The organism is Streptomyces sp. NPDC046925 (assembly GCF_040644915.1).
Classification (GTDB): Bacteria; Actinomycetota; Actinomycetes; order Streptomycetales; family Streptomycetaceae; genus Streptomyces.
Window position 1 is genome coordinate 49,682 of record NZ_JBEYWZ010000004.1, and the last position, 26,654, is coordinate 76,335.

At 70.8% G+C, this 26,654-nt stretch carries 26 protein-coding genes; 10 read left to right on the forward strand and 16 right to left on the reverse strand.

Going from position 1 to position 26,654, the window contains the following annotated elements; translation table 11 throughout:
* Nucleotides 1-12 precede the first annotated feature (12 nt).
* From ABZ906_RS18505 to ABZ906_RS18525, 5 genes are all read right to left on the reverse strand, one after another.
* Nucleotides 13-1,317, reverse strand: coding sequence for an MFS transporter (locus ABZ906_RS18505; RefSeq protein WP_361383439.1), 1,305 nt, complete (start codon nt 1,315-1,317; stop codon nt 13-15).
* Between the two features lie 49 nt (nt 1,318-1,366).
* A complete protein-coding gene (locus ABZ906_RS18510) occupies nt 1,367-2,068 on the reverse strand; it encodes an aldolase (RefSeq protein ID WP_361187871.1) in 702 nt (233 codons plus the stop codon).
* A complete protein-coding gene (gene otnK, locus ABZ906_RS18515) occupies nt 2,065-3,345 on the reverse strand; it encodes a 3-oxo-tetronate kinase (protein ID WP_361383442.1) in 1,281 nt (426 codons plus the stop codon). Before otnK ends, ABZ906_RS18510 begins: the two co-directional genes overlap by 4 nt.
* A 1-nt stretch (nt 3,346) precedes the next feature.
* Complete coding sequence (gene ltnD, locus ABZ906_RS18520; protein ID WP_361383445.1) at nt 3,347-4,273, reverse strand: L-threonate dehydrogenase; 927 nt, start codon at nt 4,271-4,273, stop codon at nt 3,347-3,349.
* Nucleotides 4,274-4,576: 303 nt separating this feature from the next.
* The gene (locus ABZ906_RS18525) at nt 4,577-5,227 is read right to left on the reverse strand and encodes a hydrolase (RefSeq protein WP_361187863.1); all 651 of its coding nucleotides are present in this window, start codon (nt 5,225-5,227) and stop codon (nt 4,577-4,579) included.
* 416 nt (nt 5,228-5,643) lie between these two features.
* Here ABZ906_RS18525 and ABZ906_RS18530 point away from each other — a divergent pair, with 416 nt between their 5' ends.
* Both ABZ906_RS18530 and ABZ906_RS18535 read left to right on the forward strand, forming a co-directional pair.
* Nucleotides 5,644-6,315: an endonuclease gene (locus ABZ906_RS18530; RefSeq protein WP_361383448.1), complete on the forward strand. Its 672-nt coding sequence runs from the start codon at nt 5,644-5,646 to the stop codon at nt 6,313-6,315.
* Between the two features lie 114 nt (nt 6,316-6,429).
* Nucleotides 6,430-7,089 carry an HAD family hydrolase gene (locus tag ABZ906_RS18535; RefSeq protein ID WP_361383451.1) on the forward strand — a complete coding sequence of 220 codons (660 nt, stop codon included), beginning with the start codon at nt 6,430-6,432 and terminating at the stop codon, nt 7,087-7,089.
* Nucleotides 7,090-7,108: 19 nt separating this feature from the next.
* On the opposite strand, the gene ABZ906_RS18540 is transcribed toward ABZ906_RS18535, so the two are convergent.
* The 3 genes from ABZ906_RS18540 to ABZ906_RS18550 are packed head-to-tail and all read right to left on the reverse strand — an operon-like array spanning nt 7,109 to nt 8,266.
* Nucleotides 7,109-7,486 carry a toxin Doc gene (locus ABZ906_RS18540; protein ID WP_361187854.1) on the reverse strand — a complete coding sequence of 126 codons (378 nt, stop codon included), beginning with the start codon at nt 7,484-7,486 and terminating at the stop codon, nt 7,109-7,111.
* Complete coding sequence (locus ABZ906_RS18545; RefSeq protein WP_361187852.1) at nt 7,486-7,725, reverse strand: hypothetical protein; 240 nt, start codon at nt 7,723-7,725, stop codon at nt 7,486-7,488. Before ABZ906_RS18545 ends, ABZ906_RS18540 begins: the two co-directional genes overlap by 1 nt.
* A gap of 16 nt (nt 7,726-7,741) precedes the next feature.
* Nucleotides 7,742-8,266, reverse strand: coding sequence for an ArsR family transcriptional regulator (locus tag ABZ906_RS18550; RefSeq protein WP_361384817.1), 525 nt, complete (start codon nt 8,264-8,266; stop codon nt 7,742-7,744).
* Nucleotides 8,267-8,473: 207 nt separating this feature from the next.
* On the opposite strand from ABZ906_RS18550, the gene def reads away from it, so the two are divergent.
* Nucleotides 8,474-9,106, forward strand: a complete 633-nt coding sequence (gene def / locus ABZ906_RS18555) for a peptide deformylase (RefSeq protein WP_361383454.1) — start codon at nt 8,474-8,476, stop codon at nt 9,104-9,106.
* 69 nt (nt 9,107-9,175) lie between these two features.
* Here def and ABZ906_RS18560 read toward each other — a convergent pair whose 3' ends face one another.
* Complete coding sequence (locus tag ABZ906_RS18560; RefSeq protein WP_361383457.1) at nt 9,176-10,516, reverse strand: aspartate aminotransferase family protein; 1,341 nt, start codon at nt 10,514-10,516, stop codon at nt 9,176-9,178.
* 87 nt (nt 10,517-10,603) lie between these two features.
* Between ABZ906_RS18560 and ABZ906_RS18565 the strand changes: the two genes are divergently transcribed.
* The 5 genes from ABZ906_RS18565 to ABZ906_RS18585 all read left to right on the forward strand — a co-directional run bounded on the left by ABZ906_RS18565 (nt 10,604) and on the right by ABZ906_RS18585 (nt 15,754).
* Nucleotides 10,604-11,518, forward strand: coding sequence for a LysR family transcriptional regulator (locus tag ABZ906_RS18565; protein ID WP_361383460.1), 915 nt, complete (start codon nt 10,604-10,606; stop codon nt 11,516-11,518).
* Between the two features lie 78 nt (nt 11,519-11,596).
* Nucleotides 11,597-11,872, forward strand: a complete 276-nt coding sequence (locus ABZ906_RS18570; RefSeq protein ID WP_361187841.1) for a hypothetical protein — start codon at nt 11,597-11,599, stop codon at nt 11,870-11,872.
* Nucleotides 11,873-12,030: 158 nt separating this feature from the next.
* Nucleotides 12,031-12,228, forward strand: coding sequence for a hypothetical protein (locus ABZ906_RS18575; RefSeq protein WP_361383463.1), 198 nt, complete (start codon nt 12,031-12,033; stop codon nt 12,226-12,228).
* Nucleotides 12,225-15,401, forward strand: a complete 3,177-nt coding sequence (locus tag ABZ906_RS18580; RefSeq protein ID WP_361383466.1) for a BTAD domain-containing putative transcriptional regulator — start codon at nt 12,225-12,227, stop codon at nt 15,399-15,401. Before ABZ906_RS18575 ends, ABZ906_RS18580 begins: the two co-directional genes overlap by 4 nt.
* 98 nt (nt 15,402-15,499) lie before the next feature.
* A complete protein-coding gene (locus tag ABZ906_RS18585; RefSeq protein WP_361383469.1) occupies nt 15,500-15,754 on the forward strand; it encodes a hypothetical protein in 255 nt (84 codons plus the stop codon).
* Between the two features lie 13 nt (nt 15,755-15,767).
* Here the strand turns inward: ABZ906_RS18585 and ABZ906_RS18590 are convergent, their stop codons facing one another.
* From ABZ906_RS18590 to ABZ906_RS18610, 5 genes are all read right to left on the reverse strand, one after another.
* On the reverse strand, nt 15,768-16,154 hold the full coding sequence (locus tag ABZ906_RS18590; protein ID WP_361383472.1) for a DUF4440 domain-containing protein: 387 nt from the start codon (nt 16,152-16,154) through the stop codon (nt 15,768-15,770).
* A gap of 68 nt (nt 16,155-16,222) precedes the next feature.
* On the reverse strand, nt 16,223-17,014 hold the full coding sequence (locus ABZ906_RS18595) for an ABC transporter permease (protein WP_361383475.1): 792 nt from the start codon (nt 17,012-17,014) through the stop codon (nt 16,223-16,225).
* Complete coding sequence (locus ABZ906_RS18600; protein ID WP_361383478.1) at nt 17,011-18,006, reverse strand: ATP-binding cassette domain-containing protein; 996 nt, start codon at nt 18,004-18,006, stop codon at nt 17,011-17,013. The genes ABZ906_RS18595 and ABZ906_RS18600 overlap by 4 nt, the downstream gene beginning before the upstream one ends.
* A gap of 252 nt (nt 18,007-18,258) precedes the next feature.
* Nucleotides 18,259-18,753 carry a phosphotransferase gene (locus ABZ906_RS18605; RefSeq protein ID WP_361384820.1) on the reverse strand — a complete coding sequence of 165 codons (495 nt, stop codon included), beginning with the start codon at nt 18,751-18,753 and terminating at the stop codon, nt 18,259-18,261.
* A 60-nt stretch (nt 18,754-18,813) separates the two neighbouring features.
* Nucleotides 18,814-18,945, reverse strand: a complete 132-nt coding sequence (locus ABZ906_RS18610; RefSeq protein ID WP_361383481.1) for a hypothetical protein — start codon at nt 18,943-18,945, stop codon at nt 18,814-18,816.
* Between the two features lie 412 nt (nt 18,946-19,357).
* Between ABZ906_RS18610 and gyrB the strand changes: the two genes are divergently transcribed.
* Nucleotides 19,358-21,391, forward strand: coding sequence for a DNA topoisomerase (ATP-hydrolyzing) subunit B (gene gyrB / locus ABZ906_RS18615; RefSeq protein WP_361383484.1), 2,034 nt, complete (start codon nt 19,358-19,360; stop codon nt 21,389-21,391).
* A gap of 46 nt (nt 21,392-21,437) precedes the next feature.
* Nucleotides 21,438-23,549, forward strand: coding sequence for a DNA topoisomerase IV subunit B (locus ABZ906_RS18620; RefSeq protein WP_361383487.1), 2,112 nt, complete (start codon nt 21,438-21,440; stop codon nt 23,547-23,549).
* A gap of 93 nt (nt 23,550-23,642) precedes the next feature.
* On the opposite strand, the gene ABZ906_RS18625 is transcribed toward ABZ906_RS18620, so the two are convergent.
* Together ABZ906_RS18625 and ABZ906_RS18630 are read right to left on the reverse strand one after the other, a co-directional pair.
* A complete protein-coding gene (locus tag ABZ906_RS18625) occupies nt 23,643-25,301 on the reverse strand; it encodes a VWA domain-containing protein (protein WP_361383490.1) in 1,659 nt (552 codons plus the stop codon).
* Nucleotides 25,302-25,320: 19 nt separating this feature from the next.
* On the reverse strand, nt 25,321-26,616 hold the full coding sequence (locus ABZ906_RS18630; RefSeq protein WP_361383493.1) for an AAA family ATPase: 1,296 nt from the start codon (nt 26,614-26,616) through the stop codon (nt 25,321-25,323).
* Between the last annotated feature and the right edge of the window lie 38 nt (nt 26,617-26,654).

Here is a 26,654-nt window from a genome sequence, read left to right on the forward strand (position 1 = left end):
GACCGGCCCCGGTCATCGGTTGACGACGTCCTTCTTGGTGGTCAGCACGGCGGCCGCGCCGATCACCAGGCTGAGGGCCAGGACGTACATCGGGATGGAGGTGGAGCCGGTGGCGTCCTTGAGGCCGCCGATCATGTACGGGCTGACGAACCCGGCGAGGTTCCCCACCGAGTTGATCAGGGCGAGCCCGGCCGCCGCTGCGGTGCCGCCCAGGAACGCGGTGGGCAGCGACCAGAACAGCGGGGCGCAGGTCAGCACGCCGGCCGCGGCGAAGGACAGGGCGATCAGGGACAAGACGGTCGATCCGCTCCAGCCGGCGGCCAGGGAGAAGCCGACGGCGCCCATGAGGCTGGGAACGACCAGGTGCCAGCGGCGTTCGCGGCGCTTGTCCGCGGAGCGTCCGAAGAGGTTCATCGCGATCAGGGCGGCCAGGAACGGCACGGCGCTGAGCACGCCGATGGTGAGGTTGTCGTCGATGCCGGTGGACTTGACGAAGGTCGGCATCCAGAAGGTCAGCGCGTACTGGCCCATCACGAAGCAGAAGTAGATGAGACACATCAGCCACACCTTGGGGTCGCGGAAGCCGTCCCAGACCCGGCCGTGCTTCTGGTGCGCGGTGTCCTTGGCGATCGCCGCCTCGACGATGTCCTTCTCCTCCTCGGAGAGCCACTTGGCGCCGCGTACCCCATTGTCGAGGTAGAACAGCGTGGCGACACCGATGAGGAGCGCCGGAATCGCTTCGAGCAGGAACATCCACTGCCAGCCCTGCCATCCGCTGACCCCGTCGAAGCTGTCCATGATCCAGCCTGAGAGCGGGTTGCCGAAGATGCCGGCCACGGGGATCGCCGACATGAACATCGCGATGACGCGGGCCCGTCGGTGCGAGGGGAACCAGTAGGTGCAGTAGAGGATCACACCCGGGTAGAAGCCGGCCTCCGCGGCGCCGAGCAGGAAGCGCAGGACGTAGAACATCGTCTCGTTGGTGACGAACGAGAAGGCGGCCGAGACCAGACCCCAGGTGATCATGATGCGGGCGATCCAGGTGCGCGCGCCGACGCGCTGCAGCATCAGGTTCGAGGGGACCTCGAAGAGGAAGTAGCCGATGAAGAACAGTCCGGCGCCGAGGCCGTAGGCCGCCTCGCTCAGGCCCAGGTCGTCGGACATCTGCAGCTTGGCGAAGCCGACGTTGACGCGGTCCAGATAGGAGAAGACGTAGCAGAGGATCAGGAAGGGGACGATGCGGCGAACGACCTTGCGGAACACGGCGTTCTCGCGGGCGAGGCCCCGGGCCTCGGCCGTCTCGGTGGACGTGGACATGCGGAATCCTTACTGCGGCTCAGGGGATTCTCCGACGGGCGGGGCGCGGTCACCAGGAGGCGCCGAACACGGCCTTGAGTTCGTCGAGAGCGGGGGAGGGGAGCGGCTCGGGGCGACGGTCGGTCAGGAGCCAGAGGCGTGCCGTTTCCTCGAGTTCTTCGAGGACGGCGAGAGCGGATGCGGCGTCCGGGCCCCAGACCACCGGGCCCAGACGGTCGAGCAGGACGGCCCGGATGGGGGTGCGGTGCGCGGCACGGTCAGCGATGCGAGCGGTCACCAGGTCGGCCACGCGGGGATCACCCGGCCGGTGGTAGGGGATGAGCGGGACGTGCCCGACCTTCATGACGTAGTACGGCGTGAGGGGCGGAAGCACGTCGTCCTGGCTCCACACGCCGGCCAGGGTGAGCGCGACCAGATGCGTGGAGTGGGTGTGGATGACGAAGCGCGCCGTGGGGTCGGCGGCGTAGATACGGCGGTGCAGGGTGAGGGTCTTGCTGGCGCGGTCGCCCGCGATCTGCTCGCCCCCGGCGTCGACCAGGGCCAGGCGTCCGGGGGTCAGGAAGCCCAGGGCGGCGTCGGTGGGCGTGATCAGGTGGGAGTCGCCGATCCGCGCGCTGATGTTGCCGGCGCTGGCGTGGACGTAGCCGCGGTCGAAGAGGCTGGTGCCCACACGGACGATCTGGGCGCGGGCCGCGTCCACGGCGTGCGCGGGGTTCGCGTCGTCCACGGCCGGGGTCAGAAGGTTGCTCATGCGGTCTCCCCGTCGAGGCGGTCGAAGGACGTGGTGAAGAAGCCGGGTCCGCCGAAGTTGCCGGACTTCAGCGTGATGTGCAGCGTGTCCCCGCCGGGCAGGGCCGCCGCGCACCAGGGCACACCGGGGTCGATCTGCGGCCCGATGCGAAGTCCCGTCACGCCGAGGGCCTGGACGACCGCGCCGGAGGTCTCGCCGCCGGCGACCACGAGCTGACGCACGCCCAGCTCCACGAGCCCTCGGGCTACGCGGGCCAGCGTCTGCTCGACCAGCTCACCGGCCTCGGCGACCCCCAGATGCCCCTGGACGTCCTTGACCGCGTCGGGCGCCTCGGTGGAGTAGACGAGCACCGGTCCCTCGGCCAGCTGCGCGGCGGCGAAGGCCAGGGCCTGTCCGGCCACGTCCTCGCCGGCGGCGACCCGCAGCGGATCCACGCGGAACGCGGGCCGGCCGCCGCGCAGGAACTCCCGCACCTGACCGTTGGTGGCGCTGGACACCGACCCGGAGATGACGGCCTGGTGGCCGCCGGGCGCGGGCAGTTCGGCGGCGGCGGGGGACGGCTCGAAGCCCCAGTTCGCGGGCAGGCCGATCGCCAGGCCCGATCCCGCGGTCACCAGCGGCAGCCCCTTGACCGCCGCGCCGAGCCGTACGAGATCGTCGTTCGACACGGCGTCGACGATCGCGGCGCCGACACCCTGTGCGCGCAGCGTCTCGACGCGCCGCGCGATCTCGTCGGCGCCGGCGGCGACCACGCTGTGGTCGATGAGGCCCACCGGCCGCTTGGTCTGCGCGCCGAGCACGGACACCAGGTTGGAGTCGGTCATCGGCGTCAGCGGGTGATGGCGCATGCCGCTCTCGCTCAACAGGACGTCACCGACGAAGAGATGGCCCTTGAAGACGGTGCGCCCGTTGTCGGGAAACGCCGGGGTCGCGACCGTGAAGTCGGTGCCGAGCGCGTCCATCAGGGCCTCGGTGACGGGACCGATGTTGCCGGCGCGCGTCGAGTCGAAGGTCGAGCAGTACTTGAAGTAGATCTGCTCGGCGCCCGCCGCGCGCAGCCACTCAAGGGCCCGCAGCGAGGCCGCGACGGCGTCGGAGGCCGGGGTGGTGCGCGACTTGAGCGCGATGACCACGGCATCCGCGTCGAGCGGCTGTTCGGCGCCGCCCTGCGGTACGTCGATCAGCTGGATCACGCGCATGCCCGCGCGCACGAGGTTGTTCGCCAGGTCCGTGGCGCCGGTGAAGTCGTCGGCGATGCAGCCGAGTCGGACGGCCATGTCAGATCTCCCGCTGCTCGGCCCGTGCGGGCAGGTCGATACCGGGGAAGATTTTGATCACCGCGCTGTCGTCCTCACCGCCCAGACCGGAGGCCGATGCCTGGAGGAACATCTGATGGGCGGTGGCGGCCAGGGGCAGCGGGAACTTCTCCGGCCGGGCCGCATCGAGCACCAGGCCCAGGTCCTTGACGAAGATGTCGACCGCGGACAGCGGCGTGTAGTCCCCGGCGAGCACATGCGCCATGCGGTTCTCGAACATCCACGAGTTGCCGGCGCTGTGCGTGATGACCTCGTAGAGCGCCTCCGCGGGCACACCCGCCTTGATGCCGAGCGCCATCGCCTCGGCCGCCGCGGCGATGTGCACGCCCGCAAGGAGCTGGTTGACAATCTTGACCTTCGAGCCGGTCCCGGCCTCGTGGCCCAGGCGGTAGACCGTGCTGCTCATGGCATCGAGGACCGGATCGGCGATCGCGTACGCGGTGGGGGCGCCCGAGGTCATCATGGTCAGCTCACCGCTGGCGGCCCGTGCGGCGCCACCGGATATGGGGGCGTCCAGGTAGAGCACGCCGCGCTCGGCGAGGCGCCGCTCGAGATCGGCGGACCAGGCGGGGTCGGCCGTGGAGCACATGACGTAGACGGAGCCCGGGTGCAGCCGATCGGCCGCGCCGTCGGCGCCGAACAGGACCGACTCGACCTGCGCCGCGTTGACCACGACGCCGACCAGGACGTCGACGGAGGCCGCCAGCTCACCGGCGGTCGCGAAGGCGGTGCCGCCGTCGTCGGCGAAGGCCGCGGCGACCTCCGGGCGCAGATCGTGGACGCCCACGTCGAAGCCCGCGGTGCGCAGCCTGCGCGCCATGCCGAGGCCCATGGCCCCCAGTCCCACCACGCCCACGCGCGGTCGCGCCGGCCTGTCCCGGTCGTTCATGCCCATCCTCGTCTCGCTGTGAATCCGTGCGGCGATCGGGTCATATGATGACCTGAGGATGTGGGATAGCGCACTGTGATGCCGGTCACGCCGGTTGGTGAGGCGTGAGAGTGGGGCGCGGTTGGCCGAGGGGCGGAAGGGCGAGCCGAGCGCGGCTTGGCGGCGCGTGCTGAAGTGCGCCTGTGTGAAGGGCTCTTGACGCGTCGTCGGGCGCGGGCGAGGTGGGTCAGGCGCGGTCGGCCGCGCCGGGGAGGGGCCGTGCTGCGAGCCCTCCCCGGCGCGTGGCCGCGTCGCCGGGCAGGCTCAGATCGGCGACTGCCCCATCCCGGCGAACCACCGGGCCGCCACGGAGGCGACCTCGTCCAGCGCGCCCGGTTCCTCGAAAAGGTGCGTGGCATAGGGGATCACGCGCAGCCGGTTGAGGACACGCAGCCGATTGGCCGTTTCCCGGTTGAGTCGCAGTATCTCGGTGTCCAGCCCTCCCACGAGGAGCAGGACCGGGGCGTGCACACGGCCGAGCACATGATCTCCGGCCAGGTCGGGGCGGCCGTCGGGGCAGACCACCGTGTCCACGAGGCCGGGCCTCGCGGCCGCGGCGCCGAGGGCGGCCGCCGCTCCCGTGCTCGCGCCGAACAGGCCTACCGGCAGGTCGGAGACTTGCGGGGCGAGCCAGTCGATGGATGCGGTCAGCCGGTGCGTCAGCAGATCGACGTCGCGGTGCCGGTGGCCCGTGGCCCGGTCGGCGGCCGCTTCGTCGGCGGTGAGCAGGTCGATGACCAGTGTCCCGGTTGCGGCGTCGTGCAGCGTGTCGGCCAGGGCCCGGCTGCGGGGGCTGTGCAGGGAACTTCCGCCGCTGCGGGCGAGAACCGCGACGCCGAACACCGTGTCCGGCACCGTCAGTTCGCCGATGAGTGCCCCCTCGCCGTTGGGCACGGTGACAGTCTCGGACAGCATGGGGACCTCCGAATTCCGGGGACGGGTATCGCGCCGGGTACCCCGCGCGGCTTTCACTACGCTGCAGCGCCACTGAGCGCGCTGGGCCCCACTTGTATCTGGCCGACGCGCCCGTGAGCGGAATGTGTGCCGGCCCGGGTGTCGGCAGGAGTGTCGGCAGGTGTGACGGCAGGTGTGACGGCGGAAATGTCAGTCCGTTGCGTCGCGCCGTTGCGCTGCCGGGCCAGTGCGATGGCGCAGGATCGAGTCCCGGGCCGGTTTCCGGGGGTCTTGAAGGACCGCTCTCCCGGGCACCCGGATCTCACGGGCGCCGCAGGCCCGGAGCAGACGCGACAGGCAGAGACAGGCAGACAGGCAGAGCAGAGGCGACAGATCGGGAGCGAGAAGATGACCGACCGAAGCGGCAGGGAACCCGGATGACGGGGGACAGCGGGCAGCGCGGACGCAAGCGGACCACACGGACGCTTGTCCGAGAACTGCTGGACACCCACGGGCGGACCTTTGCCGAGGAAGCCGGGATCCGGCTGCGGGACACCCCACAGCCGCTCTACCAACTCCTGGTGCTCTCCGACCTGTTGAGCGCGCGCATCCGCAGCGCCATCGCCGTGGCCGCGGCACGCGAGCTGTTCGACGCCGGGCTGCGCAACCCGCGCCACATGGCCCGCGCCTCGTGGCAGACGCGGGTCGACGCACTCGGCCGCGGAGGCTACCGGCGCTACGACGAGCGCACCAGCACCCAGCTCGGGGAAGGCGCTGAGCTCATCCAGCGGGACTACGGGGGCGACCTGCGGCGCCTGCGCGACGAAGCCGACGGAGACGAGGCCGCGCTGCGCCGGAGCCTGCGCAAGGTGCCGGGCCTCGGGCCGGTGGGCGCCGACATCTTCCTGCGCGAAGTGCAGCGGGTGTGGCCGCAGGTCGCGCCCTGCTTCGGCGACAAGGCCATGCAAGGAGCACGGCGGCTGGACCTGCCGGAGGACCCGGAGAAGCTGGTACGGCTCGCAGGCGACGCGGATCCCGCGGCCCTGTCGGCGGCGCTCATCCGGGTGGCCCTGGACAAGCACGCGGCCGAGGAGCTGCTTGCGTCGTAGGCGCCCACGCCCACATCGCCGCTCCGCCCCTGCCCGCGTACGCGACACCGCACGCAGGCCGCTCTCGTACAGCCATGACATCGCAAGCCGCCACACACCACGAATGGAGTCCCCGTGACGCGTGCCGCCCTGTTCGACGTCGACGGAACGCTCGTCGACACCAACTACCTCCACGTCACCGCCTGGTGGGAGGCCTTCCGGCAGGCGGGCCACCGGGTGCCGATGCGCGCCGTGCACCACGCGATCGGCCTGGGCGGCAGCGACCTGATCGCGCACCTCCTGGGCGACGAGCGCGATCAGGACCAGGACGCCACCATCAGCGCCGCGCACAAGACGCTCTACGCCACCCACTTCGACCGGCTCGAAGCGTTCGAGAACGCCGGGCAGTTGCTGCGTTCCCTGGCGGGGGAGGGGTGGACCATCGTCCTCGCCACGTCCGCGGGCGGCGGCGAACTCGACGCTCTGCGTGCCGCCGTCGACGCGGACGACGTCATCACCGCGACGGCAAGCGCCGACGACGTCGACGAGGGCAAACCCGCCGCGGAGCCCGTCGCCCACGCCCTCGAACTGGCCGGGGCGAACGCGCGGGACAGCGTGTTCGTCGGCGACTCGGTGTGGGACATGCAGTCCGCACGCCGCGCGGGTGTCACACCGCTGGCCCTGCTCAGCGGCGGCATCCCCCGCGAAGACCTCTCCGCGGCCGGGGCGACGGAGGTGTACGACGACACCGCCCACCTGCTGTCCTCGCTGGGGAGCAGCGCGTTCGCCCGCTAGCCCGCAGCTCGTTAGCCCGCTAGACCTTCCAGGACCTGATCTGATCGGCGACGGCGTAGACGCTGATGCGGCTGTCGCGGATCTTCAGGATGAGGTCGGACAGTGCTCCGTAGGGCGGATCGATGCCCTCGCCCGACTGGTCCATGTACTGGGCCGCCACGAACGCCGCGTACAGGCTGTTGCGGTAGGGCAGGGGTTCCAGGCGGACGATCGTGTGCAGCAGGGCGGCCGCCCGCCAGGCGGCGTCCGGGTCGGCGGACTCCAGGGTCGGCAGCTTCGTCCTGTGCCGGGCCACCGCGGAGACCAGCGCGGAGTAGTCCGACACGGTCATGTCCTCGGGGGTGACGGCGAACTCCTGGACGTCCAGGAGCCAGGAGACGTCTACATACAGAACCATCAGGCGGCCGCGGACCCCTCGTGACGCGCGGAAGGCGGAACCTCGTCAGGGTTGGCCGCGTCGAACTCGGCCCGCAGCCGGTCGGCCCAGGCGGAGGCGCCGGCGACGAACTTCTGGCGCTCCATCTCGCGGACCCCGAGATCGTGCAGGTACTGCTTGAGGCTCTTGCCCTCGGCTGCCGCGGCCGCGCGGACACCCTTGAGCTCCTCATCGGTGAAAGTCACGTTCAGAGACGGCATACCACCAAGGTACCAACTAGGTACCTGACGGGGGAACGTCTTCTCCCTCCGCTTCCCCCTCCGTACCGGAACCGGACTGCGGCAGCAGCGGAAACAGCCGGGTGATCAGAGCCACCGGGCGGGCGCCGTCCGGGCGGGCCAGAGGGCGTTGTTCGCGGTCCTGGTAGGGGGCCAGCGCCCGGCGGACGGTGTCCGCGACCCGGCTCATCTCCTCGGGCGTCAGATAGGCGATGGCGCTGAAGGCCTCGTCGCGGCGCCAGTCGCCCGGCGCCCGGTCGCGCTGGGCGAGCCAGCGCTGCCAGCTCTCGTCCTCGAGCCCCCGGGCCAGATCGCCGAACTGCTCCCGCTCGGACCCGCCCTCGTCGCGCCCCTGCTGCCTCAGGCGCCAGGGGCGCGCGCGTCCACCGTGGTGAGGGGCCTCCTCGATGTGGCCGTGGCGTGCGAGCTGGCGCAGGTGGAACGAGCAGAGCCCAGAGCTGTGGCCGAGCCGGGCGGCGGCCTCGGTCGCCGTGACCGTGCCGACCTCGGCCAGCAGCTTCATGAGGGCCGTACGCACCTCGTGCGGGGGCAGTGCGTCGCCGGTGTCCCGCGCCGGGCCGTTCGAGGTGTCCCGCGCCGGGCCGTGCGCGGGGTCGTACGCCGGGCCGTGCGCGAGGCCGGAAGCGTTGAGGTCATCTTCAGTCACTTTGCAAAGTCTGCTACTTTGCAAAGCCCTTGCCAAGGGAGTCTTGCCCGGAAGGAGACAGCGATGCCCGTGCGTCACGACCCCATGTCACTGCCCCCGGAGGCGGCACGCGGTTCCGTGCGGCGGATCACGGTGGTGGGGGAGGAGATCCTGAGCCGTCCGTGCCAGGAGGTGACGGAGTTCGGCACGGCGGAGCTGTCAGCCCTCATCGACGACATGTTCCTGACGATGTACGTGGCCGACGGAGCGGGCCTCGCCGCCAACCAGGTGGACGTCGACCTGCGTCTCTTCGTCTACGACTGCCCGGACGACGACGGCGTCCGGCACATCGGCCACATCATCAACCCCGTACTGGACCTGCCCGATCCCGGAAGCCGCCGGCTCGTCGAGGATTCCGAGGGCTGCCTGTCCGTGCCGGGTGCCACCATGACGGTCCCCCGCACCGACCGGGCCGTCGTCCGTGGGTTCGACAAGGACGGCGACCCGCTCGTCATCGAGGGCACGGGCTACTTCGCCCGGTGCCTGCAGCACGAGACCGACCACCTCATCGGCCACACCTATCTCGACCGGCTCTCCAAGCGGGACCGCAAGGACGCCCTGCGGCAGATGGAGGACCGCCGGGAGGACGTCTTCGCGCGACGGGAGAGGAAGGCCGGCAGCCTGGCGCGGCAGGACGGAGGCACACCCGGGCCGTGACGTTCTTCGGCCCGCTGCAGTAGCCGCCCCTGCGGTAGCCGCCCCTTGCGGTAGCCCGCTGCGGGCGGCTCAGAGCGTGGCGGAGGCGTCAGTGATCGCCTGGTCCAGGATCGACAGACCGAGTGAGAGCTCCTCCTCGGTGGCGGTCAGCGGCGGGGCCATCCGCAGGACCCCGCCCATGCCGGGGAGTTGGACGATGTTCATGTGCAGGCCGAGTTCGAGGCAGCGGCGGGTGACTTGCGCCCCCAGTTCGTTCGAGTGCTCCTTCGTCTCGCGGTCGGCGACGAGTTCGAGCCCGGCCAGCAGGCCACGGCCGCGGATGTCGCCGACGACCGGGTGCCGCATGGCGAGGCCCGTCAGCCCCTGGTGGAGGAACGCGCCGAGCGACCGCGCACGCTCGTCGAGCTTTTCGTCGCTCAGGACGTCGAGGACGGTGTTGCCGACCGCGGCCACCAGCGGGTCGGCGACGTGCGTCGTGAAGAACAGATAGCCGCGCTCGTACGCCTCCTGCTCGATCTCGGCGCTGGTCACCACGGCCGCCAGCGGCAGCCCCGCACCCAGGGTCTTGGACAGCGTGAGGATGTCGGGGACGACGCCGTCGCGCTCGAACGCGTACCAGGTCCCGGTGCGGCACAGGCCGGTCTGGGCCTCGTCGAGGATCAGCAGCATGCCGCGCTCGCGGCACTTGTCCTTCAGGGCCGCGAAGTAACCGACCGGGGGTTCGATGATGCCGCCCGAGCTGAGGATCGGCTCCACCAGGCACGCGGCCAGGCTGCCGGTCGACTGGGCGTCGATCAGGTCGAACGCGCAGTCCAGCTGGCGGCGCCAGTCAAGGGAGCCGTCCTGCGTGGTGAAGTCGGGCCGGTAGGAGTTCGGCACGGGGATGGCGAAGTTGCCGGGCGCGCCAGGACCGTAGCCCTTGCGCCCCGCGCTGTAGGTGGCCGACGCGGCGGCCTGCGTCATGCCGTGCCAGGACCGCGCGAACGACACGATCTCGTGCCCGCCGGTGACGAGCTTGGCCATCCGGATCGCGGCCTCGTTGGACTCGGCGCCGGTCGTCAGGAGCAGAGCCTTCTCCAGCGGCGCAGGCAGCGTCTCGGCCAGACGCCGGGCGAGGTCGACCACCGGGCGGCTGAGCATGCCGCTGAAGAGATGGTCGAGGGAGGCGACCTGTCGCTGAACGGTCGCGACGATCTCCGGGTGCGAGTGGCCGAGGATCGCGCTCATCTGGCCGGAGGTGAAGTCCAGGATCTTCCGGCCGTCCGCGGTGTAGACGAAACTCCCGGCGGCCCGCTCGATGATCTCCGGGGTGAACTCGGGTCCGTAGCGTACGAGATGCCTCTCGGCGTCTGACCAGAAGGCTGCGGCGGACGGTGCGGCGACAGTGGATGCGGCAGTGGAAGCGGTCATGCCGCCGACGGTAGGGGGCCGCCGAGCGACACGTCCATCTCACGATTCCGGCTTTCCTGTTCGGAAATCCCGCACAACAATGGGGGCGTGATGAATCCCTGGAGGCTGCGGCTGCTGAGCCAGCTCGACACGCTCGGCACGGTGCGGGCCGTCGCCCAGGCCGCCAATCTGAGCCCGTCGAGCGTGTCCCAGCAGCTCGCCGTGCTCGAAACCGAAACACGCACCCAGCTGATCGAGCGGACGGGACGCCGGGTGCGGCTGACCCCGGCCGGGCTGATCCTCGCCCGCCGGGCACGGGCGATCCTCGACCACATGAACAGCGTCGAGGCGGAGCTGCGCGGCTTCGGCGAGGAACCGGCAGGACTGGTGCGCCTGGGGGCGTTCCAGAGCGCGATCCACACCATGGCCGTACCTGCGGTCAGCCGCCTGGCACGCGAGCATCCGCACCTCGACGTCGAACTGCTCGAACTGGAGCCGCACGCCAGCATGCCCGCGCTGCGCGGCGGCGACGCGGACATCATCATCACGACCACGGACTTCGACGAACTGCCGCTGGGACCCGACATCGACCTCGTTCCGCTGGCCACGGAGCCGGTCGTCCTGGTGGTCCCGCCCGAGCACCCCGCGGCCGGGCGCGGCGCGGTGGACCTCGCCGCCTACGCCGACGAGGCGTGGGCCTTCGACATCCCGCAGTCGTACATGGCCAACCTCGCGCTGCGCCTGTGCCGTCAGTCTGGCTTCGAGCCGCGCGTGGTGTGCCGGTTCAGCAACTACATGATGACCCTGCAGCACGTGGAGGCCGGACTGTCGATCGCGCTGCTGCCCGGTCTCGCGGTCGACCACCGCTACCACGTCGCCACCAGGGAACTGGTCACGCCGGTCACCCGCACCATCACGGCAGTGATCCGCCGCGGCTCCCCGCCCCGCGCGGCGGTGCGCGCCGTCCTCGAGGCACTGCGGCACCACCCGGAACTGCCGTTGCCGCTGACGGGCGGCGAGTGAAGACGGCAGACGCCGCCGCTCGCGGCCGCCGACCGCAGGGCGGGGCCGATTGTCAGTGGCGGCTGAGAGTGTGGACGCATGGACAGGGACGAGGAGTTGCTGCGCGGCCGGATCTACGGCCAGGACCATGACGACCCCCGGCAGGGCCCGCAACCGGGTCGGGACTACGCCGAACTGGTCGGCGGGCCGCTGGACGGCCTGCTGCTCGACGTCACCGGCTGGACGAAGGGCGAGATAGACACCGGCGTCGCCCTGCCCACGGAGCTGGGACACTTCGGCGCCGGCGGACGGGCGTTGTACGACCCGCGCCCCGGCGACCGGCGGCGCTGGGACTGGGCCGGAGACACGCCCTGACCGGTGACACGCCCTGACCGGTTGCGGACTCCGGCGCGTACGGGCAGCCCGCGTCCGCACGCGCGTGTCGCTCATTGGGTCCGCCCGGCTCCTGGCTCGACGTCTTCTACGCCACGGTCGCCTGCAGCCAGTAGGCCCGCGCCGACCGGTGGTGGCAGGTGCCGCTGGAGATCCTGCGCCAGTACGTCACCCCGCCGCAGCCGCCCCTTCCCACCTGTCTGCCCACCTGTCCGCTCGGCTGTCCGTTCAACTGTCTGCTGCACCGCGAACGCATCGAGGAGATGCCCGCCCTCCTGACGTCCCGTGCCTCCGGCAGCAGTGGGGCCGGCCGGCGCTTGGTTAACCTGCACGGGTGACCACCGACCTGACCCTGCTGCCGCGTGTCGCCTATCGCGGGCAGGAGGTCACCGCGCCCCGGCTGCGCGGCCTCCTCGCGCTGCTCGCGGGCGACGTGCGCACGGGCCGCAGCACCGGGCGGCTCGTGGCGGGGCTGTGGCCGAACGCGCTGCCGGAGCGTCCGGCAAAGGCCCTGCAGGTCCTCGTCTCCAGGGCGCGGGCGCAACTGGGCGCCGACCTCATCGCCGGGACCCCCACCGGCTACCGGCTCACCCTCGCCGAGGAGCAGATCGACAGCTCCGCCCTGCTGATGCACGCCGCCGCCAGCGCGGAACGCGCCAGGGCCGGGGACCACGCGGCAGCGCTGTCGGAGGCCGAGGCAGGACTCGCACTGTGGGAAGGCGACCGCGACGAAGACGGCGACACCGACGACCCCGTAGCGGCCCTGCGCCGCGAACGCGCCCCTGTGCGCGGCACGCTCGTGCGCGCGCAGGCGCTCGCCCTCGCCGGTCTGGGACGGCACGCGGAGGCGGCAGGCCCGCTGGCCGTGGCCGCCGCAGAGCATCCGCGCGACGAGGAGGTGCTCGCCGGGCTGCTGCGCGGGGAGGCGGCGACGGCCGGCCCGTCCGCCGCACTGACCCGCTACGAGGCCTACCGGCGCGAGCTTCGCCAGGCGCTCGGCACGGAGCCGGGCGCCGGACTCAAGGCCCTCCAGGCGGAGTTGCTGCGCGGCGAGGCACCCGTGGTCAGGCACGGCGTGCCGCACGAGCCGAACCCGCTGCTCGGCCGGGAGGAGGACATCGCAGCGGTGGAAGAGCTGTTGGGCCACTCGCGCGCCGTCACCGTCATCGGCCCCGGCGGGCTCGGCAAGACCCGTCTCGCGCACGCCGTCAGCCGCCGGGCCGAGGAGCGCGTGGTGTACTTCGTGCCGCTCGCCGCCATCACCGCGGACCAGGACGTGGCCACAGAGGTGGCCTCCGCGCTCGGTGCGGGCGAGGGGCGGCACGGCGTCGTGAGCGGCCACGGCCCCGCCGACCCGGTCTCCGCCGCCCTGGGCGTGCTCGGCTCCGGGCCCGCTCTGCTGGTGCTCGACAACTGCGAGCAGGTCATCCGGGGCGCCGCCGGCCTCGTACAGGCCCTGGTCGCCGCGTCGAAGGAACTGCGGGTGCTCGTCACCAGCCGGGCACCGCTGGAGCTCACGTCGGAGACGGTGTACGCGCTGCCGGAGCTGGGTCTCGCCACTTCGGTCGAGCTGTTCACGCAGCGGGCCAGGGCCGCAAGGAGCGGCGTGGAGCTGACGCCGGACGCGGTGGAGGGGCTGTGCCGCCACCTCGACGGGCTGCCGCTCGCCGTGGAGTTGGCCGCGGCGCGGGTGCGGGCCCTTTCCGTACCGGAGATCGCCCGCCGCCTCGGCGACCGGTTCGCGCTGCTCCGCGGCGGGGCGCGGGACGTACCGGAGCGCCATCGCACCCTGCACGCGGTCGTGGAGTGGAGCTGGAACCTGCTCGGGGAAGACGCTCGCGCGGCGCTGCGCACGCTGTCCGTCTTCCCCGGCGGCTTCTGTGGCGAAGCGGCGGAGCAGGTACTCGGCGACAAAGCGCTGTTCCTCCTGGAGCAGTTGAGCGGCCAGTCGCTGCTCACCGTCGCCGACACCCCGGCCGGTGTGCGCTTCCGGATGCTGGAGACCGTACGGGAGTTCAGCGCGGCCCGCCGCGCGGAGGCCGGCGAGGAGGACGAAGCCGTCGGCCGGTTCCTCGCCTGGGCGCGGGACTTCGGGGTCGCCCACCACCACGTGCTCGTCGGTTCGCAGCCGCTGGCGGCCCGCGAGCGGATCCGGGCCGAGCAGGACAACCTCGTACCGGCCCTGCGGCACGCCCTGGCCCGCTCGGACGGCCCCGCCACCGCGGCCCTCACCGCCGTCCTCGCCGCCCTGTGGTCCACCGACTCCAACTACCCCCGCCTCGCGAGCCTCGCCACGGACACGGGGCCGCTCCTTTCGCACTACCGCCCCGCCCCCGAGTACGTCGAAGTCGCCCGCGCGGCGGCGGTGTTGTGCGCGGCGGGCCAGATCATGAACCTCGGCCCGCATGCCGTACGCCAGCTCGTCACCCTGCGGCGGCTTCCTCCGGCCCCGCCCGACACGCTGCCGCGCGCCATCGCCGTCGTACTGAACGCCCTGCCCGCGATGCGGCCTCCCGGCTACGACATGCTGCACACCCTCTGCGCGAGCGAGGAGCCCCTGGTCGCGGGCGTCGCCGCATGCGTGGCCAGCTACGTCTGGGAGTACGAGCACGACATCGACCGGGCGCTCGCCTCGGCCCGCGGGATGATCACCGCGCTGGGTCCGGTCGACAACCCGTCCCTGCAGCTCATGGGCCATTCCCGGCTGAGCGAGCTGAGCTTGCGCACGGGACAGGGGCAGGTCGCCTACGACAACCTCAGGGCGGCGCTGCGAACGCTGCCGCGGCTCGGCGACGAGCACGACTACATCGGCATCCGCTCGGCCCTCGTCCTCGCCTGCCTGCAGCGCGGCGAGCCCGACGAAGCCGAGTTCTGGCTGCGGGAGGCGGAGGGGGCCAACACCCCGCGGGACGACGCCTTCTACAGCCCCGACCTCGGTGCCCGCGCCGAGATCGCGCTCGCCCGCGGGCTGACGGAGACCGGGCTCGGCCTGTGGCGCAGCGCCCTGGAGCGGATGCCCGAGGCCGGGTCGCTGCACAGCGGCGACCCCTGGCTCGACCCGTGGGCGCTCCAGGTCCAGTCTGCGGCCGTGACGGCACACGCGCAGGCCGGCCGCCTCGAACTCGTCGCGGCCCCGGCCGACCGGCTCCGCCGACGACTGCGGACCCTGCTCACCGAACCGCCCCGATCACCGGTCGAGCTCCCGGTGATCGGAACGGTCCTTCACGCGCTCGGCATGGCGGGACTCACGTCCGGCGATCCCACTACCGCCGTACGAATGATCGCGCTGGCCGAACGGCTGCGGGTGCTGCGCGAATTCCAGCCCACGATGTCGGCGGAGAGCGCCCGGCAGGCGGCACAGAACACCGACGGAGCGACGTACGCCACCGCGGTGTCGCAGTACGCCGCCCTGACACGGGACGACTTGTGGCAGGCGGCGCGCACGCTGGGCGGATGCCCGGACGAGGTGGCGCGGAGAGTTGCCACGACCGAGACAGCCGCCCGTGCCTGAATTGCCAGCCGGGCGACGTACTGCGCTGGGTTCCCGATGGCGCCGATCAGGGCTAGTGCTGTGACCGTCAGTTATGCGGCCGTGAGACCGTCGTGCTCGTGAGCGAGACATGGATGGTCGTTGGCAGGCAGGGTGCGTTGGTGATGCTGCTCGACGGGGAAGGCGGTCCCGGTGAGCACGCCGTGGAGTCGGGGGTGCCGGGATCCAGTGAGGGCTTCGTTCTCTCCAACGGGCAGCACGACACGTATCCGAATGAGGACACCGTGCCCATCGGTGAGGCGTTCGCCATCGTGGGCCACATCATTGGCCGGGGATCGTGGCCCTCGGACGCGCGGTGGGTGGCCGATCGCTGACCGCGAGCCGCCGTTACGTGCTCTCGGGAGGGATCGGTGTGGCCTGGTGGTAGTACATCTGCCAGGGGGCGTTCGAGTCCTGCTTGCGCCACAGGGAACTGCGCCGGGCCCGCCTTTCGCCCTGCGTGGTCTCGTAGGTGAGGTGTACGAGGCCGGGTGCCAGGAGGACGCCGGTGAAGGCTGAGGGCTCGTAGCGCGGCCCGTCTCCGTCCGCGCCGTCCAGCTCCGGGAGCGCGTCCAGCATCTCCTCGTACGTCCACCGGCGTCCTGAAGCGCCGACCTCCGTGAACTCCGGGTCCAGCAGCTGCCGGGCACGTGCGCGCGAGGTACGCACGCCGGGGTCCATCAGGCGCAGCTCGCCTGCGATCGCCTCGCGTATCTCGTCCGTTTCCTGGCTCATGCGGGCATCCTCGCCCGGGCTGCCCGCCTCCTCGCAACCAGCCCGGGCGCAACCAGCCCGTCGGGCACCTATTCCGGGTCGCGGTTGAACAGCGACGTGGACCAGCGGTAGCCGAGCGCCGCCAGGCCCACGCACCACGCGATGGTGAGCCAGCCGCTGTTGCCGATCTCTGTGCCGAGCAGGAGGCCGCGGAGGGTTTCGATGGCCGGGGTGAAGGGCTGGTACTCGGCGATCGGCTGGAACCAGCCCGGCATCGCGTCGACCGGGACGAAGGCGCTGGAGACGAGCGGCAGGATCATCAGCGGCAGCGCGTTGTTGCTGGCCGCCTCGGGATTCGGGCTTGCCATGCCCATCCCCACCGCGATCCAGGTGAACGCCAGGGCGACCAGCGCCAGCAGCCCGAATGCCGCCAGCCACTCCACGACCGTGGCGTCGGTGGACCGGAAGCCGATGGCCACGGCGACGGCGCCGACGAGCAGCACACTGAGGATCGCCTGCAGCACGCTCCCGACGACATGTCCGATGAGCACAGAGCCGCGGTGGATGGCCATCGTGCGGAAGCGGGCGATGATCCCCTCGGTCATGTCCATGGACACGGACACCGCGGTCCCGGCTGGCGTGGCCCCGATGGTCATCAGCAGGATGCCGGGGACGAGGTAGGCGATGTAGTCGGAGCGATCGGCTCCGCCGCCTGCGATACCCACGCTCATCACGTCGCCGAAGACGTAGACGAACAACAGCAGCAGGACGATCGGCGTCAGCAGGATGTTGAGCGTGAGGGAGGGATAGCGCCGCGCGTGCAGGAGGTTGCGGCGCAGCATGGTGGAGGAGTCGCGTACGGCGAGGGGGAGGGAGCTCATCGGACCGTCTCCTTGGGCTGGTCGGCGGGCTGCTTGGAGGGCTGCTTGGTGGGACGGTCGGTGCCTCCGGTCAGGGCGAAGAAGACGTCGTCGAGGTCGGGGGTGTGCAGGGTCAGTTCGTCGGCCTCGATGCCCTCGGAGTCCAGCCAGTCGAGGATGGCGCGCAGCTCGCGCTGGGTGCCGTCGCTGGGGATCCGCAGGGAGAGGGATTGGCTGTCGCGGGTGGCCTCGCGCACGGCCAGGGCGGCGGACTGGTAGGCGGCGGGGTCGGCGAAGCGGAGGCGGACGTGTCCGCCGGGGATCAGCCGCTTGAGTTCTTCCGCGGTGCCTTCGGCGGCGATCTTTCCTTCGTTCAACACCGAGATCCGGTCGGCGAGTTGGTCGGCTTCTTCCAGGTACTGGGTGGTGAGGAAGACGGTCACTCCGCCGGTGACGAGTTCGCGGATGATGCCCCACATGTTGTGCCGTGAGCGCGGGTCCAGGCCGGTGGTCGGTTCGTCCAGGAAGATGATGCGGGGGTTGCCGACCAGGGTCATGGCGATGTCCAGGCGGCGCTTCATGCCGCCGGAGTAGGTGACGGCCGGCTTCTTGGCGGCCTCGGCGAGGTCGAAGCGCTCCAGCAACTCGGCTGCCGCCTGACGCCCTTCGCGGCGGGAGAGGTGGTGCAGATCCGCCATGAGGAGCATGTTCTCCTCACCGGTGATCAGGCCGTCGACGGCGGAGAACTGCCCGGTCACACCGATAGCGGCGCGTACGGATTGCGGGTCGGCGGCCAGGTCGTGGCCGCCGACCCGCAGATCCCCGGCGTCGGCGGTGACGAGTGTGGAGAGGATCTTGACGGCGGTTGTCTTGCCGGCGCCGTTCGGGCCGAGCATGGAGAAGACCGTTCCTTCGGGGACGGCCAGGTCGATGCCGTCGAGGACCGTCTTGTCCCCGTACGCCTTGCGCAGCCCCTTGGCCGTGATGGCGAGTGAGGGTTTCGTTGTCGTCATGTCGCAGAGGCTGCGGCAAGGCGCATTCAGCGGGGTTTCACCGCGGTTTCAGCGGGCTGGGACCGGGCCGGGCACAGGGAGAGTCCGCGGCCGAGCCGGTCACGGGTCCAGTGTTCGGCCTCTTCCAGTGGCCGGGCGCACCGTGAAGTCTGTGGTCATGGGGTGAGTCTCGCGTCTGCGTCCCGGTTCGCATGACGCTGGTACACGTAAGGCCGCCCTGCGAATCGCCCTACGACCGCCTTACGGCTCGCCCTACGACCGCGCCAAGTCGCGTACCAGGTCCGCCGCTTGATCCAGGAGGCCCAGCTCTTGCGCGCTCAGGTTTGGATCGGCGGCCCTCCTCGTCTTGGCCTGTACGAGGTGCGCGCCCGGCACGTCACGCAGCTCTCCGGCGTAGTCGAGACTGCCCAAGAGGACGGTCAGCATGGACCGGGCTCCTGCCGCGATCGGGATCGACGGGTCCACCGCGACCTGCGCGAGGATCAGAGCCGACATCGCCCAGTCCAGCCCCGGAGGCCCCTCCGCCGCGGTGGTCCAGTCGATCACGACGGGGCCCTGCGGCGTCAGCATCACGTTCTCCGGATGCAGATCAAGGTGAAGGATCCGGTCCTCGGGACGGACCGAGAAGCGGGCGGGTATCGCATGCAACTGGTGCAGCAGTCGCGCCAGGACGGCCGCCGCGTCCTCTTCCGTGATCGCACCGTCCATCCACGCCTGCAGCATCGTCACCCCGGACAACCGCTGCATCACCAGCTCGGAGGGTGACCGCACCGGGCGTCGTACGACCGGGACCGGGAAACCGTTCGTCTACAGGTGCGCCATCACGGCCGCCTCCGCCTCGGTGTCGCCGCCGCGGCGATAGCGGCGCAGGACCCAGTCGTCGTCGAGCGCGAACACCTCAGTGCTGCGCCCCGAACCCATCAGCTGACCTATCTGCATCGGGCGAACCTATGCCCGGCGCATGACGCAGCGCGACTGGCCGCTCCGGAGAGGCGTCAGAAATAGCGCCTGGAGCACTGCGCGGCAAGGCGCCAGGAAACCGCCTGGGCGGCCCTCTGTCGCATTTTCAGTGAACTTGCGCAGGGGGGATTGTCTTGCGGGGAGTGGAGCGCGCACAGCGACGTATGGAGGCCTTCTGGCCCCTGCGGTGAGAGGTGCCTCCGGTATTCTGGACAGCGTTCCGTCAGTCAATGGTCCCGAGGTTCGCGAGCCTCCTGGGTTCTATTTGGGCTGCCCGCCCCCTTCTTCCTCCGCCTTCCCCTCCCGTCTTCCTTCGTCTCCGTCAAGCTGTCCGGCCGCTTCCGCACCGAGGTGCGGGAGCGCGGTCCGCCATGCCCGAAAGAGAGCATCTGTGACCACTTTCGACACTCGCACCGCCGCCGATCTCCCCGGATCCCAGCAGCCCGGGCAGGTGGACGCGGTGGCGTACGACGCCAACACGATCGCTGTTCTGGACGGCCTGGACGCCGTGCGCAAGCGGCCGGGGATGTACATCGGGTCCACGGGGGAGCAGGGGCTGCACCACCTCGTGCAGGAGCTCGTGGACAACTCCGTGGACGAGGCTCTCGCGGGGGTGGCCGACCGGATCGACGTGACGATCCTGGCCGACGGCGGCGTACGCGTCGTCGACAACGGCCGCGGCATCCCGGTGGGGTTGCACCCGGTGGAGAAGCGGCCCGCCGTCGAGGTGGTGCTGACCGTGCTGCACGCGGGCGGGAAGTTCGGGGGCGGCGGATATGCGGTCTCCGGCGGCCTGCACGGGGTGGGCCTTTCGGTGGTCAACGCCCTGTCGACCCGCCTTTCGGCGGAGATCTGGACCGACGGCCACCGCTGGACGCAGGACTACAGCAACGGCGCTCCCGCCGCCCCGCTCGCCCGCCACGAGGCCACCACCCGGACGGGCACCTCGCTGACGTTCTGGGCGGACGGCGACATCTTCGAAACGACCACCTACTCCTTCGAGACGCTGTCCAGGCGCTTCCAGGAGATGGCCTTCCTCAACCGCGGGCTCACCCTGACCCTGACCGACGAACGGCCCTTCGCGCGCGCGACGGCCGCGGCCGACGAAGCCGGCGCCGACCCGGCAGCGAAGACGGTCTCCTACCGCTACGACGGCGGCATCAGCGACTTCGTCGCCTACCTCAACTCCCGCAAGGGCGAGCCCGTCCATCCCTCGGTCATCACCATCGCCGCCCGCGACGGCGAACGGCTGCTGTCGGCCGAGGTCGCGCTGCAGTGGAACGGCCAGTACACCGACAGCGTCTACTCGTACGCCAACGCCATCCACACCCACGAGGGCGGCACCCACGAGGAAGGCTTCCGCACGGCCCTGACCACCGTGGTCAACCGGTACGCGCGGGAGAAGAAGCTGCTGCGGGAGAAGGACGCCAACCTCTCCGGCGAGGACATCCGCGAGGGCCTGACCGCGATCATCTCGGTCAAGCTCGGCGAGCCGCAGTTCGAGGGCCAGACCAAGACCAAGCTCGGCAACACCGAGGCGCGCAGCTTCGTACAGAAGGTCGTCCACGAGCATCTGACCGACTGGTTCGACCGCAATCCGAACGAAGTCGCGGACATCGTGCGCAAGACCATCCAGGCGGCCACGGCCCGCGTCGCGGCCCGCAAGGCGCGCGACCTGACCCGTCGCAAGGGCCTGCTCGAAACGGCGGCGCTGCCCGGCAAGCTCTCCGACTGCCAGTCGAACGATCCGGCGATGTCGGAGATCTTCATCGTGGAAGGCGACTCAGCCGGCGGTTCGGCCAAGTCCGGCCGCAACCCGCAGTATCAGGCGATCCTGCCGATCCGCGGCAAGATCCTCAACGTGGAGAAGGCCAGGATCGACAGGATCCTGCACAACCAGGAGATCCAGGCGATCATCTCCGCGTTCGGTACGGGCGTGCACGAGGACTTCGACATCGCCAAGCTCCGCTACCAAAAGATCATCTTGATGGCGGACGCCGACGTCGACGGCCAGCACATCAACACCCTGCTGCTGACCTTCCTGTTCCGCTTCATGCGGCCCCTGATCGAGGAAGGCCACGTCTACCTCTCCCGCCCCCCGCTGTACAAGATCAAGTGGAGCCGGGACCACGTCGAGTACGCCTACTCCGACCGCGAACGAAATCTGCTCCTGGAACGGGCGCGGCAGGAGGGCCGTCGTATCAAGGACGATTCCATCCAGCGCTTCAAGGGACTGGGAGAGATGAACGCCGAGGAACTGCGCGTGACCACCATGGACCCCGACCACCGGGTCCTCGGCCAGGTCTCCCTCGCTGACGCGGCCGTCGCCGACGACCTCTTCTCCGTTCTGATGGGCGAGGACGTCGAAGCCCGCCGCCACTTCATCCAGCGCAATGCCAAGGACGTCCGCTTCCTCGACATCTGACTGACCCCCGGCCCGCCCGTACCCCTGTTGGACAGGAGAGCACCGCGTGAGCACCCGCCCCGTTCCGTCCGTCGGCAGCCGCCCGCAGGACGGCTCCGACTACACCGCACGCCACCTGATGGTCCTCGAAGGACTCGAAGCCGTACGCAAACGCCCCGGCATGTACATCGGATCCAGCGACAGCCGCGGCCTGATGCACTGCCTCTGGGAGATCATCGACAACTCCGTCGACGAGGCCCTGGCCGGGGCCTGCGACCGCATCGAGGTTGTTCTCCACGGCGACGGTTCCGTGGAGGTCGCCGACAACGGCCGCGGTATCCCCGTGGACGCCGAACCCCGCACCGGCCTGTCCGGAGTGGAGATCGCCTACACCAAACTCCACGCCGGGGGAAAATTCGGCGGCGGCTCCTACGCGGCCTCCGGCGGTCTGCACGGCGTCGGCGCCTCCGTGGTCAACGCGCTGTCCGCCCGCCTTGACATCGAGGTCGACCGGCACGGCCGCACCCACGCCGTCAGCTTCCGCCGCGGGGCGCCCGGCGCCTTCACCGGCCCCGGACCCGATGCCCCCTTCACTCCGGCCCGGGGCCTGCGCAAGGCCAAGAAGATCCCCAAGACGCGCACCGGCACGCGCGTGCGCTACTGGGCCGATCGCCAGATCTTCCTCAAGGACGCCAAGCTCAATCTCGACACGCTGCACCAGCGCGCCCGGCAGACCGCGTTCCTGGTGCCGGGCCTGACCATCGTCGTACGCGACGAGTACGGCCTCGGCGAGGGCGGCACCAAGGGCGAGGAGACCTTCCGCTACGACGGCGGCATCAGCGAGTTCTGCGAGTACCTGGCGGACGACAAGCCGGTCTGCGACGTGCTCCGCTTCACCGGCCAGGGCAGCTTCAAGGAGACGGTCCCGGTCCTGGACGAGCACGGCCAGATGACGCCCACCGAGGTCACCCGGGAACTCGGCGTGGATGTGGCGCTGCGCTGGGGCACCGGATACGACACCACGCTGCGGTCCTTCGTCAACATCATCGCCACCCCCAAGGGCGGCACCCACGTCGCCGGTTTCGAGCAGGCCGTCGCAAGAACGGTGAACGAGGTTCTGCGGGCCAAGAAGCTCCTGCGCGTCGCCGAGGACGACATCGTCAAGGACGACGCCCTGGAAGGCCTCACCGCGGTCGTCACGGTCCGCCTGGCCGAGCCGCAGTTCGACGGGCAGACCAAGGAGGTGCTCGGTACCTCGGCGGCCCGCCGCATCGTCAACACCGTGATCAGCAAGGAACTCAAGGCGTTCCTGACCTCCGCCAAGCGTGACGCGGCCCAGCAGGCGCGTGCGGTCCTGGAGAAGACCGTCGCCGCCGCCCGTACGCGTATCGAGGCCCGCCGGCACAAGGACACGCAGCGCCGCAAGACGGCCCTGGAGTCCTCGTCCCTGCCCGCCAAGCTCGCGGACTGCCGCAGTGACGACGTGGAGCGCAGCGAACTGTTCATCGTCGAGGGCGACTCCGCGCTCGGCACGGCCAAGCTCGCCCGGAACTCCGAGTTCCAGGCCCTGCTGCCGATCCGCGGAAAGATCCTCAACGTCCAGAAGTCGTCCGTCGCGGACGTGCTGAAGAACGCCGAGTGCGGCGCGATCATCCAGGTGGCGGGAGCCGGTTCCGGGCGTACCTTCGATCTGGACGCGGCCCGCTACGGCAAGATCATCATGATGACCGACGCCGATGTGGACGGCTCCCACATCCGCACCCTGCTCCTGACCCTCTTCCACCGCTACATGCGGCCGATGGTCGAGGCCGGCCGCGTATTCGCCGCGGTGCCGCCGCTGCACCGGGTCGAGCTGATCCAGCCGAAGAGGGGGCAGGGCAAGTACGTCTACACGTACTCGGACCGGGAGTTGCGCGACAAGCTGCTGGAGTTCGAGAGCGCGAACATCCGCTACAAGGACTCGATCCAGCGCTACAAGGGCCTCGGCGAGATGGACGCCGACCAGTTGGCCGAGACCACCATGGACCCCCGCCACCGCACCCTGCGCCGCATCAACCTCTCCGACCTGGAGGCGGCGGAAGACGTCTTCAACCTGCTCATGGGCAACGACGTGGCTCCCCGCAAGGAATTCATCACCGGCTCCGCCGCCACGCTCGACCGGTCCAGGATCGACGTCTGAGCAGCACCCGGTTCGTGCTGCACCAAGCTGCCGCCCATGCTCATGCTCATGCGCATGCCCCGGCGCCGCCGCGGCCGGTGAGCGGGGCGGTGGTCAGATCACGCGGAAGAGGTCGGCGGCGGCGTGGACGTCGGTGAGGTCTTCGACGGAGCGGAGGTTGTCGCACAGGGCCTCCAGGGCCGAGCCGGTGCCGGCCGCGTCCGGGGCTCCGATGGCCACGCCGAAGACCCGGAAGCCCAGCAGCCGCTTGGCCTCGTTCCAGCCGCGCGTCCATTCCTCGGTGACATCGCATTCGTCGTCGGTGAGCATCACGATGTCACCGCGCATACGAGCGGTGTCGTTGAACTCCTCCTTCAACAGCTCCGCGGCTGCGCTCAGCGGCCGCTGGTAGCTGGTGCCGCCGCCGAGGAAGGTCTCCGCGAAGTCGAGCATCTGCGTGACGCCCGCGGGCCGGTCGGCGGGGAAGCGGAAGACCTGGAGCTTGTCGGCGGCCGCGAACAGGATGCCGACGAAGTCACGCTTGGCACGGCGGGCCTGGTCGAGCAGTGCCAGGGCACACGCCTTGGCCCATGCCTCGCGGGTGATGCCGCCGGGCCCTGCCACGTACATGGAGTGCGAGGTGTCCACGCACGCGATGACGGCGCCCTTGCCGGTGCTCTGCTCTCCCTGGACGTCGTAGAGCATCAGCTCCCCGGCGGCGTAACGCGCGGCGAACACCGCACGCAGCCCGGGCAGCCCGAGGTTGGCCAGCTCGGAGGGGATGACGCGGGAGAGATCGTTGCCCAGCGTGACGCCGACCAGCTCGCCTGTGGCGTTCTCCACCTTGCGGGCGCGCTCACCGGCCGCCATCTGCCGGAAGCGGCCGATCAGTTCGGCCCATTGGGCGAGACGGCCGGTGCGCAGCCGCTCGGCGAGGCGGGCGCGCTGGTCGAACGGCATCCGTTCCAGCTCGCCGGGTCCCACGCCCCACGCCTTCATCAGCGCGGCTTCCTCCCGTACGGTCGCGGCGGCCTTGGCCGCGGCCTTGCGTGCGCCGGTACGGATGGCGGGGGCTGCCGCGGACAGTGCCTGCGCCGCCTCCAGGGCTGCCTGCCGGGCAGCTGCCTCACCGGCTTCGGCGTCAGCGATCGCCCGGTGGACGGCGTCCGTGGCCGCGGCCGGTACGGTGCCGTCCTCACCGGCGGCATCGGCGGCCTGCTGGAGTGCCTCGCCCACGGCGGTCGCCGCGCCTTCGGCCCCCCGCTGGGCCTGATCGGCCCGCTCGGCCTGCTCCCCGGCATCACGCAAACGCTCCAGCATTCCGCGCAGGGCGGCGGCCTGGGCGAGCACGGCCATGGCGGCGGCATAGGGGTCGCCGACCGTCTCCCGGTGCAGCTCGGCGAAGTCCGGTGACTCCATGAGCGCGGCGGCTATCCGGTGGTTGAGCAGCCGGGAAGGGGCCATGTCCGCGCGCTCGCGCAGCCGCGGGCTGACCTTGTAGGCGGCCAGGAACACGTCGGTCAGGAGATCGGTGGCGCAGGCGTGGTGCGTGCTCAACTCCTCGGCCAGCTCGCGCAGTCCGGCCGACTGCGCGTAGGTGTCGCGCCAGGTGATCTGCTCGAACCGATCGGCGACCACGGCCGCGGTGTGTTGGTCGGAAGCGGCAGGGGCAGCGGCAGGGGCAGGGGCAGGGGCAGGGGCAGCGGGCAGGCCGAGCCACTTCGCGCCCCGGCTCGCCAGCTCCTCGAGCCTGCTCGGTGATGTCTCGGCCATGGTCTCGATTCCTCGGCGCTCAGAGTTGGGCCTGCACCATGCTCGCGTCCAGGCCCAGAGCCTCGGTGAGCACGCGGGCGCGGACGGCGCGCTGGCGCCCGGTGACCCGGTCGATGGCGGCGGTGGAGCGGCCGGCCCCTGCCGCCTCTTCGCGCAGCTTCTCCAGGCGCTTGCCCGCCATGGCCAGCTTGTTGTGGGCCTGCTTGATGACCCAGTCGCTCAGCGCTTCGCGGGACTGCCCCGCCATGGCGTCGAGCTGGGCCTCCAGCTCCTCGATGGTGTCGGCCAGGTCGAGCGCTTCCTTGGCGTCCGGGTTGACGAGCTGCAACACCTCGCGCTCAACGGCGGGACGCTCGGCGGGGGAGTCCCACAGCACATGGGTCAGCACCGACAGATCGGTCTCGGCGACTGCCGACCGGCCGTCGAGGTAGGCGGACGCCTGGAGCAGCCTCACCGCCTGCCGCCAGCGGCGGTCGGAGGCGACGAGCTCCTTGCGGCGCAGGGCCGCCCGCAGCGTGCACACCGCGTCCACGATCACGTCGGGCACGTCGACGGCGGGGACGGAGTCGCTCACGGCTTGCTGCAACGCGGCGAGCTCCACGGTGGTCCGGTGCTGTGCCGCCGGGCGTCCGACGGCGGAGCGGACCAGCGCGGCGAAGTTCGAGGGGTCTTCCAGATAGCCGACCTCGATCCGTACGAGCAGCCGGTCGTAGATCGCGGCCGCGTCCTGCTCGGCGGGCAGTTCGTTGCTCGCCGTGATGGCCCCGATCAGCGGGCAGTGGATCGGCTCACCGCCGCTCTCGGGGTGGTAGATCCGTTCGTTGAGGTAGCCCAGCGTTTCGTTCAGGGCGGCCGTGGAGCACTTGAATATCTCGTCGATGAACGCGACATGCGCGGTGGTGGCGCGGCCGTCGTAGACCTGGCGGTACTCGCCGCGGGCCAGCGCGGCGACGTCGATGGGGCCGAACATCTTCGTTGGCGCGGTGAACTTCGACAGGAGGATCTCCCAGTACGAAGCCCCCTCGACCCTGCCCGTGAGCTCACGGGCCATCTCGGACTTCGCGGTGCCGGGCGGGCCGAGCACCAGCGAGTGCTGTCCGGCCAGCAGCGTGACCACCAGCGTGCGCACCACGTCGGCCCGCTCGTAGAAACGGTCCGCCAACTCGCCGCTGATCGCCCGTAGTCGCCGGGCGGTGTCGTGCGCGTCCGATGTCTCCTGCGGCTCTTGTCTGTCTTGCGGGTCCTGCGGGTCCCCCGGATTCTCTGTGCTCTGTGTGCTCTGTGTGCTCTGTGTGTCCTGTGCGCCCGTCGTCATCTTCAGCTCCCTGGAACAGCCTTCGCCCGAGCAAGATA

Bases quoted from the DNA above. Each gene is read 5' to 3' on its own strand.
- ABZ906_RS18590 (WP_361383472.1), bottom strand. From the start codon at position 16,154: ATGAGCCAGGAAACGGACGAGATACGCGAGGCGATCGCAGGCGAGCTG.
- ABZ906_RS18600 (WP_361383478.1), bottom strand. From the start codon at position 18,006: ATGACGACAACGAAACCCTCACTCGCCATCACGGCCAAGGGGCTGCGC.
- ABZ906_RS18595 (WP_361383475.1), bottom strand. From the start codon at position 17,014: ATGAGCTCCCTCCCCCTCGCCGTACGCGACTCCTCCACCATGCTGCGC.
- ABZ906_RS18630 (WP_361383493.1), bottom strand. From the start codon at position 26,616: ATGACGACGGGCGCACAGGACACACAGAGCACACAGAGCACACAGAGC.
- ABZ906_RS18525 (WP_361187863.1), bottom strand. From the start codon at position 5,227: ATGCTGTCCGAGACTGTCACCGTGCCCAACGGCGAGGGGGCACTCATC.
- ABZ906_RS18560 (WP_361383457.1), bottom strand. From the start codon at position 10,516: ATGACCGCTTCCACTGCCGCATCCACTGTCGCCGCACCGTCCGCCGCA.
- ABZ906_RS18570 (WP_361187841.1), top strand. From the start codon at position 11,597: ATGGACAGGGACGAGGAGTTGCTGCGCGGCCGGATCTACGGCCAGGAC.
- ABZ906_RS18605 (WP_361384820.1), bottom strand. From the start codon at position 18,753: ATGCAGCGGTTGTCCGGGGTGACGATGCTGCAGGCGTGGATGGACGGT.
- otnK (WP_361383442.1), bottom strand. From the start codon at position 3,345: ATGGCCGTCCGACTCGGCTGCATCGCCGACGACTTCACCGGCGCCACG.
- ABZ906_RS18545 (WP_361187852.1), bottom strand. From the start codon at position 7,725: ATGCCGTCTCTGAACGTGACTTTCACCGATGAGGAGCTCAAGGGTGTC.
- ABZ906_RS18530 (WP_361383448.1), top strand. From the start codon at position 5,644: ATGACGGGGGACAGCGGGCAGCGCGGACGCAAGCGGACCACACGGACG.
- ABZ906_RS18610 (WP_361383481.1), bottom strand. From the start codon at position 18,945: ATGCAGATAGGTCAGCTGATGGGTTCGGGGCGCAGCACTGAGGTGTTC.
- ABZ906_RS18625 (WP_361383490.1), bottom strand. From the start codon at position 25,301: ATGGCCGAGACATCACCGAGCAGGCTCGAGGAGCTGGCGAGCCGGGGC.
- def (WP_361383454.1), top strand. From the start codon at position 8,474: ATGCCCGTGCGTCACGACCCCATGTCACTGCCCCCGGAGGCGGCACGC.
- ltnD (WP_361383445.1), bottom strand. From the start codon at position 4,273: ATGAACGACCGGGACAGGCCGGCGCGACCGCGCGTGGGCGTGGTGGGA.
- ABZ906_RS18550 (WP_361384817.1), bottom strand. From the start codon at position 8,266: ATGAAGCTGCTGGCCGAGGTCGGCACGGTCACGGCGACCGAGGCCGCC.
- ABZ906_RS18540 (WP_361187854.1), bottom strand. From the start codon at position 7,486: ATGGTTCTGTATGTAGACGTCTCCTGGCTCCTGGACGTCCAGGAGTTC.
- ABZ906_RS18510 (WP_361187871.1), bottom strand. From the start codon at position 2,068: ATGAGCAACCTTCTGACCCCGGCCGTGGACGACGCGAACCCCGCGCAC.
- ABZ906_RS18505 (WP_361383439.1), bottom strand. From the start codon at position 1,317: ATGTCCACGTCCACCGAGACGGCCGAGGCCCGGGGCCTCGCCCGCGAG.